This is a genomic window from Devosia sediminis, from assembly GCF_016411825.1.
Lineage (GTDB): Bacteria > Pseudomonadota > Alphaproteobacteria > Rhizobiales > Devosiaceae > Devosia > Devosia sediminis.
Window position 1 is genome coordinate 900,130 of sequence record NZ_JAEKMH010000001.1, and the last position, 14,820, is coordinate 914,949.

21 protein-coding genes and 2 pseudogenes are annotated in these 14,820 nt (G+C 61.3%); 15 read left to right on the forward strand and 8 right to left on the reverse strand.

All coding sequences use genetic code 11. The features are described 5' to 3' along the window. Positions 1-88: 88 nt before the first annotated feature. On the forward strand, positions 89-1,330 hold the full coding sequence (locus JEQ47_RS04610; protein ID WP_198875204.1) for a GNAT family N-acetyltransferase: 1,242 nt from the start codon (positions 89-91) through the stop codon (positions 1,328-1,330). Here JEQ47_RS04610 and radC read toward each other — a convergent pair. Both radC and map read right to left on the reverse strand, forming a co-directional pair. Continuing rightward, on the reverse strand, positions 1,316-2,041 hold the full coding sequence (gene radC / locus JEQ47_RS04615) for a RadC family protein (protein ID WP_198875205.1): 726 nt from the start codon (positions 2,039-2,041) through the stop codon (positions 1,316-1,318). The two genes, JEQ47_RS04610 and radC, sit on opposite strands and share 15 nt — an antisense overlap. 1 nt (position 2,042) lies before the next feature. Continuing rightward, entirely contained in the window at positions 2,043-2,873 is an 831-nt protein-coding gene (gene map / locus JEQ47_RS04620; RefSeq protein ID WP_198875727.1) for a type I methionyl aminopeptidase, read from the reverse strand. Between the two features lie 119 nt (positions 2,874-2,992). On the opposite strand from map, the gene JEQ47_RS04625 reads away from it, so the two are divergent. The 6 genes and pseudogenes from JEQ47_RS04625 (at position 2,993) to JEQ47_RS04650 (ending at position 7,024) form a co-directional block, all read left to right on the forward strand. Beyond that, positions 2,993-3,766, forward strand: coding sequence for a competence/damage-inducible protein A (locus tag JEQ47_RS04625; protein ID WP_198875206.1), 774 nt, complete (start codon positions 2,993-2,995; stop codon positions 3,764-3,766). Between the two features lie 81 nt (positions 3,767-3,847). Next, positions 3,848-4,345: a xanthine phosphoribosyltransferase gene (gpt, locus tag JEQ47_RS04630; RefSeq protein ID WP_198875207.1), complete on the forward strand. Its 498-nt coding sequence runs from the start codon at positions 3,848-3,850 to the stop codon at positions 4,343-4,345. A 57-nt stretch (positions 4,346-4,402) separates the two neighbouring features. After that, a pseudogene (locus tag JEQ47_RS04635) lies at positions 4,403-5,761 on the forward strand (phage minor head protein); the annotation flags it as partial. Next, complete coding sequence (locus tag JEQ47_RS04640) at positions 5,758-6,465, forward strand: hypothetical protein (protein ID WP_198875209.1); 708 nt, start codon at positions 5,758-5,760, stop codon at positions 6,463-6,465. The pseudogene JEQ47_RS04635 and the gene JEQ47_RS04640, both read left to right, overlap by 4 nt. A gap of 65 nt (positions 6,466-6,530) precedes the next feature. Further along, positions 6,531-6,722, forward strand: coding sequence for a hypothetical protein (locus JEQ47_RS04645; protein ID WP_198875210.1), 192 nt, complete (start codon positions 6,531-6,533; stop codon positions 6,720-6,722). Further along, positions 6,719-7,024: a hypothetical protein gene (locus tag JEQ47_RS04650; protein ID WP_198875211.1), complete on the forward strand. Its 306-nt coding sequence runs from the start codon at positions 6,719-6,721 to the stop codon at positions 7,022-7,024. The genes JEQ47_RS04645 and JEQ47_RS04650 overlap by 4 nt, the downstream gene beginning before the upstream one ends. Positions 7,025-7,030: 6 nt before the next feature. Here JEQ47_RS04650 and JEQ47_RS04655 read toward each other — a convergent pair whose 3' ends face one another. After that, on the reverse strand, positions 7,031-7,585 hold the full coding sequence (locus tag JEQ47_RS04655; protein ID WP_198875212.1) for a chemotaxis protein CheW: 555 nt from the start codon (positions 7,583-7,585) through the stop codon (positions 7,031-7,033). Positions 7,586-7,836: 251 nt separating this feature from the next. Here JEQ47_RS04655 and JEQ47_RS04660 point away from each other — a divergent pair. The 3 genes and pseudogenes from JEQ47_RS04660 to JEQ47_RS04670 form a co-directional block, all read left to right on the forward strand. Then, a pseudogene (locus JEQ47_RS04660) lies at positions 7,837-8,370 on the forward strand (integrase arm-type DNA-binding domain-containing protein); the annotation flags it as partial. A 26-nt stretch (positions 8,371-8,396) separates the two neighbouring features. Continuing rightward, positions 8,397-9,491: an SGNH/GDSL hydrolase family protein gene (locus tag JEQ47_RS04665; protein WP_198875214.1), complete on the forward strand. Its 1,095-nt coding sequence runs from the start codon at positions 8,397-8,399 to the stop codon at positions 9,489-9,491. 241 nt (positions 9,492-9,732) lie between these two features. After that, positions 9,733-10,095 (forward strand): hypothetical protein, encoded by a 363-nt coding sequence (locus JEQ47_RS04670; protein WP_198875215.1) that lies wholly within the window; start codon positions 9,733-9,735, stop codon positions 10,093-10,095. Between the two features lie 20 nt (positions 10,096-10,115). Here the strand turns inward: JEQ47_RS04670 and JEQ47_RS04675 are convergent, their stop codons facing one another. The 5 genes from JEQ47_RS04675 to JEQ47_RS04695 all read right to left on the reverse strand — a co-directional run bounded on the left by JEQ47_RS04675 (position 10,116) and on the right by JEQ47_RS04695 (position 11,439). Next, positions 10,116-10,328, reverse strand: coding sequence for a hypothetical protein (locus JEQ47_RS04675; RefSeq protein WP_198875216.1), 213 nt, complete (start codon positions 10,326-10,328; stop codon positions 10,116-10,118). Next, a complete protein-coding gene (locus JEQ47_RS04680; RefSeq protein ID WP_198875217.1) occupies positions 10,329-10,532 on the reverse strand; it encodes a hypothetical protein in 204 nt (67 codons plus the stop codon). A gap of 23 nt (positions 10,533-10,555) precedes the next feature. Next, positions 10,556-10,930 carry a response regulator gene (locus JEQ47_RS04685; RefSeq protein ID WP_198875218.1) on the reverse strand — a complete coding sequence of 125 codons (375 nt, stop codon included), beginning with the start codon at positions 10,928-10,930 and terminating at the stop codon, positions 10,556-10,558. A gap of 75 nt (positions 10,931-11,005) precedes the next feature. Next, complete coding sequence (locus JEQ47_RS04690; RefSeq protein WP_198875219.1) at positions 11,006-11,227, reverse strand: hypothetical protein; 222 nt, start codon at positions 11,225-11,227, stop codon at positions 11,006-11,008. Then, on the reverse strand, positions 11,224-11,439 hold the full coding sequence (locus JEQ47_RS04695; protein ID WP_198875220.1) for a hypothetical protein: 216 nt from the start codon (positions 11,437-11,439) through the stop codon (positions 11,224-11,226). Before JEQ47_RS04695 ends, JEQ47_RS04690 begins: the two co-directional genes overlap by 4 nt. Before the next feature lie 104 nt (positions 11,440-11,543). Between JEQ47_RS04695 and JEQ47_RS04700 the strand changes: the two genes are divergently transcribed. The 5 genes from JEQ47_RS04700 to JEQ47_RS21155 all read left to right on the forward strand — a co-directional run bounded on the left by JEQ47_RS04700 (position 11,544) and on the right by JEQ47_RS21155 (position 14,539). Then, entirely contained in the window at positions 11,544-12,173 is a 630-nt protein-coding gene (locus tag JEQ47_RS04700) for a phage tail tip lysozyme (RefSeq protein ID WP_198875221.1), read from the forward strand. 2 nt (positions 12,174-12,175) lie between these two features. Beyond that, positions 12,176-12,538: a hypothetical protein gene (locus JEQ47_RS04705; RefSeq protein ID WP_198875222.1), complete on the forward strand. Its 363-nt coding sequence runs from the start codon at positions 12,176-12,178 to the stop codon at positions 12,536-12,538. Between the two features lies 1 nt (position 12,539). Continuing rightward, positions 12,540-13,253: a hypothetical protein gene (locus JEQ47_RS04710; RefSeq protein WP_198875223.1), complete on the forward strand. Its 714-nt coding sequence runs from the start codon at positions 12,540-12,542 to the stop codon at positions 13,251-13,253. Positions 13,254-13,796: 543 nt separating this feature from the next. Continuing rightward, a complete protein-coding gene (locus JEQ47_RS04715) occupies positions 13,797-14,330 on the forward strand; it encodes a DUF1236 domain-containing protein (RefSeq protein WP_198875224.1) in 534 nt (177 codons plus the stop codon). Between the two features lie 50 nt (positions 14,331-14,380). After that, positions 14,381-14,539, forward strand: coding sequence for a DUF3309 family protein (locus JEQ47_RS21155; protein WP_198875225.1), 159 nt, complete (start codon positions 14,381-14,383; stop codon positions 14,537-14,539). Positions 14,540-14,820 lie beyond the last annotated feature (281 nt).

Genomic DNA, 14,820 nt, shown 5'->3' on the forward strand with positions numbered 1-14,820 from the left:
CGGAACGGCTTTTGCGCACCGATGTTCAGGCCCGGTTTACCCCTCGCGGTCAGACTGACGCCGTTTCAGGCAAAGCATGGTCAGGCCAGTGAACGCGCATAGTCAGTTCGCCGCCCGCGCGGTGGAGCAGATCAGAGCGGAAGTCAGCGCCCCGGTGGCCGCGCCCATCAGCGCGCCCTACGACTTTGCCGTCACTGTCTTCCACGACATCGCCGCAGTCGAGAGTATATGGCGCCGCTTTACCGCCGCGGGCATCGAGTCGCCGGGCCAGAGTTTTGACTTCATTCGCCTTTGGGTTGAGGATCGCCGCATCCGCTCCGCCGACCAGCATTATGTCCTTGGAACCGTGAATGGCGAGCCGGTGGCGATTTTGCCGCTGCATCGCAAGCGCGTGCATGGCGTCAGAGTTTTCACCTGGTTTCCGGGCGCCCATGCAGGTTGCTACGCTCCGGTCGCCGATATCGCGCAGCTTGCGGCCCTGGGGCCACAAGGCCGCGCTCAACTGTGGCGCGCCATGGCCGGAGCCCTTAAGGGCGCCGATCTCGCCTATCTCCGCTCGGTCCCGGCAAGCCTCGGTGTCCACGGCAACCTCTTCGACGAACTCGGATCGCATCTCTCGGTCGAGACTCTGTTCCGCGCCCAGTTTTCATCTTGGGAACAGTGCGACAGCGAGCAGCGCAGCCGTTCGCGGCGCAAGCACGATCGGCAGCAGGGCGACCGCCTGGCGGCACTGGGCGAAGTCGCCTTCGAGGAGGTGACCGAACCGGTTGCCGCCCATACCGCTGTCGACATCATGTTCGCCCAGCGTTCGGCCCGCTTCCGGTCGCAGGGCATACGGGACGCCTTCGTCGCCGACCACCTGATGGGATTTTATCATGCGGCACTCGACGCCGGTTCGGGCGTCAATGTCCGGCTTCACGTGTTGCGGCTCGATGGTGCCATCGTGGCCGTGCGCTACAATGTCGTGCATGGCGACCGCATGTTCTGCCTCATTTCCTCGATGAGCGATTGCGAGCGCGTACAGTCCGGCTCCCCGGGCAAGCAATGCCTGCTGAGGGTGATGCAGACTGTGTTCGATGAGGGCTTTGCCATATTCGACATGGGCAGCGGTTTCACCGACGAAAAGCGGCATTGGTGCAATGTACAGGTGCCGCTGCGTCAGCACTATCTTAGCCTGTCCCTAGTTGGCGCACTGATCGTAGCGGGACATCAGTCCTACCAGCGCCTGCGCGCCTGGGCCAAGGGCAATGACCGGATCAAGGCGCTGCGGCGTATGACCCGCCTGGCCATCGAACGCGTCACCGGCGCCAGGACTTCAGATCAGCTTTAGCCCGCGCAGCGAGGCGTGCCCCGCTTTGCCGATGATGATGTGATCGTGCAGCACGATGCCGAGCGGCTTGGCCACGTCGGCAATCTCCTTGGTCATGCGGATGTCGGCGGAAGACGGGGTCGGGTCGCCGGACGGGTGGTTGTGCACCAGGATCAGCGCCGTGGCCGACAGTTCCAGCGAGCGCTTTATGACTTCGCGCGGGTAGACCGGTGTGTGGTCGACCGTGCCGGTCTGCTGCACCTCATCGGCGATCAGCCGGTTCTTCTTATCGAGAAAGAGGATGCGGAACTGCTCGATGCTCTGGAAGGCCATCTGGCTGTGGCAATAGTCGATGAGCTGCGTCCAGGAGGAGAGAATCGGCTTGTCATTGTCGAGCCGATCACGCCCGAAGCGTGCGGCGACTGCCTGGATGACCTTGAGATGGGCGACCGTGGTCGGCCCCAGCCCATCGATGTTCTCCAGGCGCGACGGGCTTGCGGAAAAGACGGCGGAGAACGATCCGAATTCCTTCAGCAGCGCCTTGGCAAGCGGCTTGGTATCCTTCTGCGGAATGACGATGTGAAGGACCAGTTCGAGGAGCTCGTAGTCCTCGAAGGCATCACCGCCCACCTTCAGGAAACGGTCGCGCACGCGCTTGCGATGCCCGGCATGGTCCGGCGCTAATGGGGCTGGGAAGGTGGCCTCGGCGAGTTCGTCGGGGCCGTTGCTCATGTCATGCCGCCCGCTTGGCCAGGGGATTGAAGAGATCGCCGGGCGACAGCGTAAACACTTCGCAGCCGGTTTCCGTAATGCCGATGGAATGCTCGCATTGCGAGGACAGCGTCCGGTCTCGGGTGACGGCCGTCCAGCCATCGGAGAGAATTTTCACATGCGGACGGCCAAGATTGATCATCGGCTCGATGGTGAAGATCATCCCGGGTTTGAGGGGCACGCCAGCGCCCGGCGTGCCGAAATGGAGGATGTTCGGCTCGTCATGGAACAGCCGGCCCAGCCCGTGACCGACAAAGTCGCGCACCACTGACATCCGCTCGCCCTCGGCAATGGCCTGGATGGCGGCGCCAATGTCGCCGGTCGTGTTGCCGGGCTTTGCCGCCTCTATTCCCGCCGCAAGGCTCTCGTAAGTAACTTCGATCAGCCGCTCGGCCTTGCGCGAGATTTCGCCCACCGGATACATGCGGCTCGAATCCCCATGCCAGCCATCGACGACCAGCGTCAGGTCGACATTGACGATATCGCCCTCACGCAGCGGCCTTTCGTCGGGAATGCCGTGGCAGACGACGTGGTTGATGGAGGTGCAGACCGAGTGCCGATAGCCCTTGTAGAAGATCGTGGCCGGGACGGCGCCATGGTCGCGGGCGAACTCATAGGCCACGCGGTCAATGGTCGAAGTGGGTACGCCGGCCTCGATGAAGGGGGTGATTTCGTCCAGCGCCCGCGCGGTCAGCGCACCGGCGCGACGCATGCCCTCGAAGCCTTCCGCGCCATGCAGCGGAATGACGCCGTGTGTGCGGCGGGCTTTGGTGGCGGCGTCGACATAGGTAATCATGCAATAGTCTCCTGAACCGGCAAAATAGGAGCTTAAACCCCGCTTGGGAAGGTGGCAGGGGCGTTGACTTGGCCATCGCAGCCGGGCATCCACATCTGCTCCACGGGAATTTTGGCATGACCCAGCACGAGACGCGCGTAACCGCCGGCATGATCGTCATCGGCGACGAAATCCTCTCCGGCCGCACCAAGGACGTCAATATCGGCGCCGTGGCCGATTTCTGCACCGACCTTGGCATCGACCTCACCGAGGTACGCGTGGTGTCGGACGAGCAGGACGCCATTGTCGAGGCGGTCAATGCGCTGCGCGCCCGCTATACCTATGTCTTCACCTCGGGCGGCATCGGCCCGACGCATGACGACATCACCGCGGACGCCATTGCCGCCGCCTTCGGCGTCGCCTTGCCGATCAATGCCCAAGCCCGTGCCATGCTCGAAGCACGCTGGAAGGAGACGGGCACCGAGGTGAATGCGGCGCGCCTCAGGATGGCTCGCATCCCTGAAGGGGCCGACCTGATCGTCAATTCCGTCTCCGCTGCGCCGGGCTTCCGCATCGGCAATGTGCATGTCATGGCCGGCGTGCCCGTCATCATGCGCGCCATGCTCGAGGCGCTGGCCCCGACACTGAAGGGAGGCAAGAAGGTGTCGTCGGTCACGATCAAGGCCGCGGTGGGCGAGGGCACCATCGGCGGACCGCTGGGGGTTCTGCAGACGGAATATCCCGACGTGAAGATGGGCTCCTACCCGCAGATGGGCAAGGACCGGGTGATGACCGAGCTAGTGCTACGCTCGTCCGACGAGGCCCTTCTGGCAGAAGCCGCCGAAAAGGTCCGTGCCATGGTCGCTGCCGCCCATGAAAGGGCCGGCATCGCCCCGCCCGACGGGGAGTGATTGGCCTTTGCGCCCGCCTTTGCTAAGCAGCACGTCAAACACATGAATTCCGGGGCCTAGCCCCGCCAGGAGACAGATCCCGTGAGCAATCCCAACCAGAAGTCGTTTCCCGTCACCTGGGACCAGTTTCACCGCGACAGCCGTGCCCTGGCCTGGCGCCTGGCCGGCATCGGTCCGTTTGACGCCGTCGTCGCCATTGCCCGCGGTGGCCTCGTCCCCGCCGCCATCGTCGCGCGCGAACTCAATATACGCACCGTCGAAACCGTCGCCGCCAAGAGCTACGATCATCAGAACCAGAGCGGTATCAAGATCCTCAAGGAAATAAGCCAGCCGGTGCTCGATCTGGTCAAGACCGGCGGCAAGGTCCTTATTGTCGACGATCTCGTGGACACCGGCAACACGGCCCGCGTGGTGCGCGAAATGCTGCCCGGCGCCCATTTCGCCACCGTCTATGCCAAGCCCAAGGGCCGCGACATGGTCGACACCTTCATCACCGAAGTCAGCCAGGACACCTGGATCTTCTTCCCCTGGGATCTCGACGTCGCCTATGTCGCCCCGATCTCGGGCGGCACGGACTAAGCCGGCGACGCTTATCCCCGCATCCTGACGTCATGAGACCATGCCCACGCATTCACGCGAGGGCAGGGCATGGCGAAACTTTCCAAGAGACTGAGTAACGCGCGCAAGGCCCTCCAGTATTTCGCGGCACGCAAGGCATTCGACGGTTACCTCCGACGGGGGCGTGTACCGCGAGATCTGGCTCTGCTCTCGGCCGCTGCCGCCGACGGGCAAAAATTTCTCGACCTCTGCACCAGGTTGTCGACAAAGTCCGTTCAGGAGGGAAAGGCCACCACCCACTACACCTGGCGCACCGCTGGCGACGACAAAGTCCGCCACGCGCATGCAGCGCTCGAGGGCAAGGTGTTTTCCTGGTCATCACCGCCCGAGGGCGGCCATCCCGGGGCAGGGCACAATTGCCGCTGCTGGGCCGAACCCTATTATGGCGATCCGGCTGTGCCGGATTCCCTGTTGCAGCTTGTCCGTGAGCGCCGCGTCCCATCGGACCCGGTGCAGCGCATCGCAAGTATCGAGACGCTGACACGGCCGGATGGCAGCATGGCTGCCTCAACCATCGACATGGTCGACGGCACCAGCATCAACTCGATCTTCCAGGGATCCAGCGTCTCCCAACTGGTCTCCTTCCCAGACGGAGCGTCTTACCAGTTCCTGCGCGTTGGGCAGACGCGCGACCTGACAGTTCGGCAGGATGGCGAGACTCGCCTGCACGTCGCGCAGTTGCGCCTGTTTGCACCCGGCGCCGTGCCACCACTGGTGATCCCCCGGGCGCCATTCGGCCAAGTTGAACCTGATCACCCGCTGATCGAAACAACCGTCGTTCCATACGCAACGCTGTATCGCGGAGCACTGGAGCTTTACAACGCTGCCGTCGCTGCACCCGAGCCGATGGGGGTAGGGGCAAGTGACCTTCCGGTAATGGCCATCAAGGTGTGGCAGGGCGAGGGGGACGATGGCTCAGTTGTCGTGACGACAATCGCTCTCACGGCCGAGCAGGTGGCGCAAACCTGCAAAAGGTTACCTGAAATCCAGAGCTTGACCAATGCCGCCGCTCGAACCTTGACGCCGATGCGGCCCTTCCAGTCGCCACAAACTTTTGGAACTGCGCTGCATCTGACGGTACACCGCATGATCGAAGCGATGAAACTGGAATTTCCGACGCGCTACTATAACCTCTGGTCTGAACTTACCGTATTGCCCGGCGGGGCCAACAGCGTGCTGGGTAACGCGTATTATGGTCAGGCAGGTTCCACTAGGTTGGACGTAGTTGAACGAGTAGATGGGACGACCGCCTGTGTCTATGACATCAAGACCGGGGATCGGGGGCTATCCATGACGAGACTAACTGAACTGACCGATCGTACGAAAGAATTTTCCGGCGTCTCAATCGTTATTGTCGTGCAAGTGAATCCGGAGTGAGCACCGCGAAAGAGATAAAGGCGTTTGTCGCGCCATTCCTGGAGCGCCACCCCGAACTGCGGCTTCATAAACGCCGAGTGTTTCGACCTCAGGTCCGGCACTGCGTCGTGGGCATTTCGTTTGAGGTTCCGCACTATCGGGGCGAAATCATTCCCCGGTGGGAAGTGTCCTATCTCTTTGCACCTCCGCCCTATTCTGCTGCCGGCTTTGGCGGACGTTTGGAGAAGGGCTGGGGCGAACTCGGCGATCCCGGCCTGCAAACGCGGGTCTTTGCGGATATGGACAGAGTGCTCCAGGACATCATTCCAGCTGGGACGTCGATAGAAAATGCCATTGAAGTAAACAGACACGCGCCTTCGTACTTCGGAGAAATGACGCCTCAGGGTCATGCTCTTCTCCTTGCGGCTCTTGGCCGATTTGAAGAGGCACAGCCGATTCTCCAGGAAGACGTGGCGCGTAACCGCCTGAATTTTGCAAGGGCCGCTGGCAGCGGCTTAAAAGGGGCAAGTGCATCAAACCCTTCACACGGCTACGCCGAATGGTTAGCTACCATCGAAAATCTCGAAAAACTCCTTGAGCTTCTGCGCGCTCAACAAACTCTAGCAGTTTCTTCACTTCTGCATGAATGGGAGGCGATAGGTGCCGAGTACCACGGCATCAAGCGCTATTGGGAACCCTCGCCCTTTCCATTCGAACGCGTCTGACTACTCGCCGGAACCCTGACCCTAGCTCGCGTGTTGGCCTTCAACCATCGCGCAGGAGACCTTCCATGGGCAACAAGGGCAATATTACCACGACCGAACACGATCCGCATCCGTCCAATGAGGAGCATACCCACGAGCAGGCTCGGCCGGGTGGGGCGCGGCCGCCGCGAAACGATATCGGTCCGAACGATGCGGTCCATGACGGCAAGCCGCAGCGCCGGCCGGCCAATGTCGAGAATGGGGATGCAGGCCGATGAACGTCGCCAATCTCCAACTCGAAGGACTCTATCTGGCCGTCGCTGCCATCAATGATCTGTTGGTAAAAAAGGGCGTTCTGGGCCGTGAGGAAATCGACCTGGCCCTGCGCCGCGCGGAGCAGACCGCCCTGGGTGACTATCGGGTGCAGGAGCTGAGCCCGGCGGAAAGGGATGCCGTCGCCTTTGCGTCGCGTCTGCTGGCGGTGGCGAACAACTCGGCAGGGGACGAGTTCCTCCCGCCCTTTTCCGAGCTCGCCAAGCAGGTGGGCCAGAGCAAGGACAAATATCCCGATCAGGGGTAGGTCAGGCTAAGGCTCGATCTCAACCTCGTCGAGAAAGACGAAATCGACGTTTTCACCGGCCAGGGCAGCCGCGATTTCTACCGCGTGGCTGTGCACGGTTTCCTGGTCGAGGATGGCGACGAGATTGTCGCCCTGCCGGGCGATGCCGGCGAGGAAGCGGGCGGCCGATCCTGCAATCTGCGGGACTGCCAGCATGTCTTCGGGCTTCACTTCGATGATGTCGGACACGCTGTCGACCAGCAGGCCCATATCGTGCCCTGCCACCTTGAGCACCAGGATGACCTGGCTCTCGTGCTGGGCGCGCGGCTCGGCAGAACAGCCGATGCGCAACGCTAGGTCGTGAATCGGCACGACGCGGCCGCGGATATCGATGACGCCGAGCACGTCAGGCTTCTGCGCCGGGAGGGGCGTCACCGGGCTCCAGTTGCGGATTTCGCGCATCGCCATGATGTCGATGCCGAAATCCTGACCGGCGCAGGAAAAGGTGATGAATTGCCTCGGCTCCAGGCCAAGCCCCGGCGGGCTTTCGAATTCGTCCAGTTCCATTGCCAGAGCCGACATTTTGACGCCTTACGCAAACTCGCACACGCCCCAGCGGGCAGGGCGATCATTGTCGAGAAAGGTTGTCGCAAGGTTAGTGCCTGGTGCGGGCGGCGGGCACAGGAAACGAACATCACTCGATGTCAGCGCCTATCAATCCACATCAAAGTGCCAGCAAAACTAAGGGTGTTCTTGTTTCGTGCTGCGTCATGATGTATCACCTAGCCCCAGCCAATAGCGGCGGAAAAGGTGGATAGGCGGGTGGATAAGGAATGGGGCGCGGCCTTCACAAACTTTCAGTTGTAGCAGTTAGGCACGCAGCGCCCGGCAAGCATTCCGATGGCGGCGGCCTGTGGCTTCACAAGCGCGACGACGGCGGCGCGCAGTGGTTTCTCCGATACACCGTTCACGGACGGCGACGAGAGATGGGGTTGGGCTCGGCAAACTTGGTCACATTGAAGGACGCGCGCGACGCAGCAGCGGCATGGCGCGCTCGCTTGCGGGAGGGCATCGACCCGATCTCCGACCGAGACCGCCAGCGGCGCGCAGCGCGGCGGAACTTGCACAAGTTGAAGGATATTGCCCCCGATGCCTTTGAGGCTCGGAAGGCCGATCTGAAAGATGATGGCGTCGCCGGCCGCTGGTATAGCCCGCTGCAACTTCACATCTTGCCCAAGCTGGGCGACACGCCAGTAGGCGAACTCGACCAGGCCGACATCAGAGATGCGCTGGCGCCGATCTGGCACACAAAGGCGGAGACAGCGATCAAGGCACTCAATCGCCTCGCCATCTGCATCCGATACGCGTTCATGGCGATGCCAAGAACCTCTCGGTGCATTTCGTCGGCACGACAGTGCCCGTTGCCGGCGCAATCATTGCTGACCAGGTCGAAGTTTTCGCAGCCTCGTCATCTGGTGACGCCATGATCCCCCAGGCGGCGGTGGTTGTCGGCTATGGAGATAGTTGGGTCGCTGGGGACGTTGGCACTTCGCTCGAGCGGGAGAGCTTCCTGACCCAGTTGGAAGCCGAGTTGCCGGACGCCACGATCATCAATGAGGGCATTCCGGGCGGCGACGTGTTCGATCTGCTCGCGAATTTTGACACCGCTGTCGTGCCCCATAGTCCGACGCATGTGATCGTTTGCACCGGCACCAATGACGCCTACAGCCCAAGCTCCGGAACCTTCGACCCAACGGCGATCGAAGGCTTCACACTTGCCATGCTGCAACTGATCAGCCGCATCACCGGCATCGGCGCGAGACCGATCATCCTCGGTGTGCCCGCGCTTGCCGAGGCCGATGGGGCATTTGCTGCCTGGGAGATGAACGCCAGGGCGATGAAGTACAGCAGAAATCTGTACCTAATGTTGTCGTCGGCCGGCGATCCCAGGGGCGGGTGGAGCAATAGTCCGACCTTGTCCCAGTACATCATCGGCCGCCCTGCGTCCGCTGTCGGGGCGGTGAATGGCAAGACGCTGGGGGAGGATGCGATAGAGTCGTCACGTTCGACGACGGGCGCTGCCGGGCATGCCTACTTCTACAATCCGAATGGAACCGTGGGGATGATCTCCACCAGCGGCTCGGCAACCAGTTACCTCACCTCTTCGGATGAGAGCCTGAAGGATTTTGACGGTCTTTATGACCCGGTGGCAGCGATCGACATCATTCGGGCAGATCCAGTTCGCGTTTTCACATGGAAGGTCGACGGTACTGCCGCGGTGGGGTGGGGTGCCCAGACCTCGTATTCAGTCTCGACGGACCTGGCGGTACCGGGAGAAGGACTGATCGGAGACGAGAATTTTCGGCCCTGGGGCGTAGACCAGGGAAAGCGCACGCCCTATCTATGGGCGGCCCTGAGTTGGGCGCTGGATCAAATCGACAAACTGGAATCGCGCGTGGCTGCGCTCGAAAGAGACAATCCGGAGTGAAGGCTTTCTTCCTACCTCATCAACACAGGTCCAGGCCCCGTGCATTGGTTGCATGGGCAGTGGGCGTTGTCGTCGTCGCGATGGTGATTGGCGGTGCCTTCGGCGCCAAGAGGATTGTCGAGGTCCTGGAACTCAACTCTATGCGGTTGGAGGCGCTGGAGGAGCGCTTGTCCAATGCCGAGGCGCGCATCCTCGGGGCAGAAGCGAGCCTCGTAGCGATCGAGGCCAGGCCCTGCACCTCGTGGCCATTCTTCGTCCAGATGAAGATGGCCAATGGTTTATCCAAAACGATGTCGACCACCGTCCCTTTGGCATAGACACCTATATCGAGCAGACGCCCGACAGCATCAAGATTTTCACTTGCTGCGGGGCTCCGCGAGACTTCGCCGGCTCCATTCAGATCAACGGCGACGATCAGTTCGGCACGACCATCACCGGTCATGCCAATCTTGGCATCGGCGGGGCCACAATCGAAGTTCGCGCCAATGGCCGCAAGATCAATCCGGCGGATATCTGGTCATACCTGCCGCCGGGCGGCGGTAACTTCTGGATCGATATGTCCATGATGTCGGCCGGGGCCGAAACCGGTTCGTCCGACGGCTGACGGCTGACGAGACTTTCTGGCTACTGCCCCCGGCTGTCGTAGATGCACTCAAGCTCACCGTCATCATCAAGGGTGACGGTGGCGGCGATGCTTTGAGAGAAGTCAGACCTAGCCATGGCCAGTGCGCCTTCCTTGGCGGCGCGTCGATGCAGGTAAGGTCCGAAGCGCATCGAGTCCCATGTGACGAACCAGCGACCGTCGCGCACTTTAATCAGGTATTCGTTGACCTGCATCTAGCGCGCTGCCTCGTAGAGCCGCACCATGTTGGTGTTGGTTCCGTCTGACCAGTACACCTTGCAAACGAGACGGGAGGGGTGCCCGGCTCTAACCAGTTTCAGGTTGAAAGCGCGGGAGGCCGCACCCTCTGGCGTCACATGGAGTTCGGTGATTTCAGGCTTCTCGGGGTTGCGCAAATCCACGATGCGAAACTCATCCATATTTTCCTCCAAGTAAGGCTTCTTCAAACCGTCTTGATCATCAGCTTCGTCAGGGCTTCGATGAGTTCGTCCATTTTGGCAGGTTTGCCGAAGATCTTGCTTCCCGGCACCGCTTGGGTCCGCCAGTCTGCTAGGCTGTCTCCCGTCAAGTAGATGACGGCGATGTCGGGATGAAGTTCGCGTGCTCTTTTGGCTACGTCCCAGCCGAACACGCCCGGCATGCGAATATCGGTCACAAGACCGTGGATTTCTCGCCCTGGTTCGGCATTGAGCATATCTATCGCGTCGTCCCCACGAGGGGCTGAAATGACCGAGAAGCGCTCGCTCAACAGATCCTCCATCAGGGCGAGGAGGAGGAACTCGTCTTCAACGAGCAATATCGTCTGGGTATCGGGCAAAGGAGACTTCCGGTTGACTGGGGTCAACTGGCGGGGTGTCAAAGGGTTCCGTAGCGGCTGTCCAGATCGCCCCGATCAGTGCGGGTAGATCCGCCAGAACGGGAAAGTCAGCATGGTGACCATGATTCCGATCACGCAGAAGACGAACATTGTCGTCCGAATATCCGGGAAGCGGGTAGGCCACCATCGCTTGCCTATTCGTCCCACTACAAGGCCCACCAGTGTCCAAAGGACGATGTCGACGGCAAAGGCGACGAGCATGAACACGCTCGTCTTCCCTATATCGAGCCAGGTCAAGTGACCAGATATCCCTGAGAGGCCAAGGCCACCTCGACCTCGCCCTTGTCGGCGCCGATCACGCTGTCGCCGGCGACAGTGGTGGCGAAATAGCGCCAGTCGATGTGCTGGAGATGCTTCGGGATGGAAGCTTCTGGCCCGGCCGGCAGCACCAGCACCTGCGTTGGCGAGCCGTTGTGTTCCGGGGGCGAGATAAAAACGTTGACCTGCATATGACGCTCCTCTTCTTCCCGGCCAATTGAGCCACGACAAAGCCCTTCACTCAATGCCCCGCTTCGGCGGGGCTTTTCTTTTATCAACATCAATGGAGGCCGAAATGGCCAAGACCAACGCGGAAGCGGTTTTCCGCGCGAAGGCGCCTGGCGTCATGGCGCAGCTCATCAGCGATTTTCCGATCACCCCTGCCGACGCGGCCGCGATCCTCGGAAATTTGGGCCATGAGTGCGCGGGCTTCACCAAGCTGCAGGAGATGAAGCCGACTGTTCCCGGCTCGCGTGGTGGATACGGATGGCCGCAATGGACCGGGCCGCGGCGCCGCGCCTATGAGGCCTATTGCAAGCGCACCGGCAAGGACCCGGCCAGCGATGAGGCCAACTACGCCTATCTCTTCATCGAGCTCAAGGGCATCGAGGGCAGTGAGAAGGCCGCCATCGGCAAGACCATCGCTGCTGAAGGCCTAGACAACAAGGTTGTCGCCTTCGAGCAGGCATTCCTGCGGGCCGGGGTGAAGCATTACCCTGAGCGTAAGATGTGGGCGGCAATCGCGCTTGATGCCTATCACAAGGCCGGAAGCCCCGTCGGTCCGTATCCCCAGGCCGAGCCGACCCCCACACTCCCATCCAAGCCCCCGGAGCCGCGTCCCAGCGCTCCGAACGCGCTGTCGGCCTTCATCATCGCAATCATCGTCCTGGCCGCCGCAGCGGCCTTTTTCTATTGGAGGTTCTAACTATGGGTCAAAACGTCATTCTGGGCTGGATCGCCCGCCGTGTGCCCGAAGTCCTCGGCCTCGTGACCATGCTCGTCACGTTCTACAACGCCCTTCCGCCGGCGCATCAGGAGACCATCGTGGCCGTCGTGACGGGGCAGGGCGGGGGCCTCACCGTCTCCGCTGTCATCGGCCTTGGCCTCTACGTCTGGGCGCAGATCATGTCCTACCGGGCCACGGTGAAGCCGCAAGTGGTCACCACCGATGCCAAGAAGATTGAGCTGCCAAAGGCAGGGGAAGGCGTCGGCACCACGCGCAAGGTCGAGGCCCTGGCCGAGGGCGCCCCGCAGCCGAAGTCGCTGTGGGAACGGCTGACGGGGCGATAAGATGTTCATCCGAGTTGTCACCGGCATTGCCCAGCACCTCGACGTCCGCATCCCCGAATGGATCGGCGGAATCGGTCTCATCCTCTGGGGCATGAACCTCATCCTCACCGACACGTCTTGGACCAACCCTCAGGCATGGTCCCTGATGCTGTCGATCACCAGCGAAGACACCTGGGGGCTGATCTGCGTTGTCGCTGGGGGCCTGTGGCTGCTGGCGCTGACCGTCAACGGCACTTTCGCCGACACGGCCTATCCGGTCGGTGAAGTTTTTGAGGGCTGCCTGGCGTGGATCGCGCCTTACACTCCCGTCTACAACTCCTGGAAATGGGTAGTCTCATGGGACGGCTGGTTTGGGCACTCCGGGGTCGCCGAAAGCAAGCAGGCGGCTGCCGATGCTGCCACGAACGCCTGGTGGCGCCTGGTACAGACCGATGTGCCACGGGATGTAGATTTCGATGCCACCCGCATCGTTGCTCAGATCCTGGTGCGCCCCATGCCAAACAGCCTCTTTGGCGAGGACGGGCCATTCCTGCAAAGTCTCCATTGGCATTTGACCAGAATATTCCATGAAGAGCTCGCGGCGGGGACGGCCCCAGCTGTAGTGCTCGATCTTGCCCGCATGCTCGGTAGCGAGATTGAGCGCCGCCATGAAGGGGGCGAGTTGAAGCGGCCGGTACAGTTTACGCCACAGAAGATGCGGCGTCGGCGCCGTTAGAGGGGACACACGTGGTGCCCCCTGAGCTAGTTGAGCGGGGAAATGCGCCCCCACCGGGCGTCCCAGACGCTGAGATCACCAGAGATGCGCAGTGGGTGCCCCGTCTGCATTGACAGGAAGACCGCGTAGGAGAGCGCGCACGCAATCTTCATAGGTTCTTCGGCGGCGGGAAGTTTCTGGTTCTCGAGTTCAAGTGCAACCGCAGATGGCATGTGAAGGATGGCCGTCCTCTCGGCCGCCTTCCAGGACATCTTCACTGTTATGCAATTACCCCCAGGCTGCGCCTGGTACCGAAAGTCGCCGATCATAGCTGTGCTCCACTTTGGCTGCCATGATGCTCTCCTGAGCCCCTACTTATAAGTCCGTACGCAAACTTAGGGGAAACCCGCATATCCGCTGCATTACATCTGACATGATGACAATTCCCTGACAACAGGTGAATTGAAAATGTAATAAGAAAATCAAGGATTTAGGGGAACTATAGTCCCGGGCGGAAGTTGCTTGTTCGTCGAACAACAGGAGGCGGCTCAAGCCGCAAAACTGATGACGCAGAAACTTTCCACCGCACTTGCTCTGATCCTGGCTCTCAGCGCCCCGATGGCCATGGCTCAGGACACTTCATCCAGCGGCACCGCGCAGGCCGGCACCGAAACCAGCGCTGGGGAGACAAGCACCGACACCGAGACGTCTAACGAGGCCGAGACGTCGACGGAGACCGAGGCGACCACCGATACCTCTACTGAGGGTTCTGCCACCACCGACGCCAGTGCTGCGCCTGCCACTGGCAGCGCCACTGTTTCGGCCGGCTCGGAAGTGACCCTCACCACCGAACAGCAGACGGAAATTCGCACCGTCGTCACCGAAGTCGAGGTGGAGCCGGTAGTGACCGCCGATGTCGATTTCGACATTTCGGTGGGTGTGGCTGTGCCGCAGACAATCGTTCTGAAGCCGCTGCCGGTGCGCATCGTCCAGATCGTGCCGGAATATGAAGGCTTCCTGTTTTTCAAGCTGGATGACGGGCGGATCATCATCGTCGATCCCGACACCATGCAGATCGTGTTGATCATCAACGCCTGATTGGACGCGGGCCCGGGGCGGGGCCCGCATCATTCCTACTGGAGGGTCAATTGGGCGTAGGAACAGCTTTCGTTCTTATTCTCGTTCTGCTCCTGGTCGACGTATTGCCGATCTGGAGGCATTCACGAGGAATGAGCTACGTCCCTGCAGGCGTGGTCAGCGCCTCGCTGCTCGGCGTGGTCTCCCTGATAGTGACCGGGCAATTGTAGAAGGAGGCAAAGATGCTCCTCTTATTTATGGCTATCGTTTGTATATTGATTGGCAGCGTGGCGGCGGCCAGCCTTATTGCTGCTGCCGAGGAAGTGCCGCCTAGACCCGAAAGCGGACCGCGATGAAGCGAGCCGCCGGTCATAAGGCACTCGCCGTAGCAGGGTGAGGCATGTTTATAGCATGGCGGCGGGGGTAGTTGGCTATATGCCAAGCTGCGCAAGGATTGGCTGAATGCCGGGAGAGGCAGAAACTATGAGATGCTTAGGGGAGGTGCTGCCCG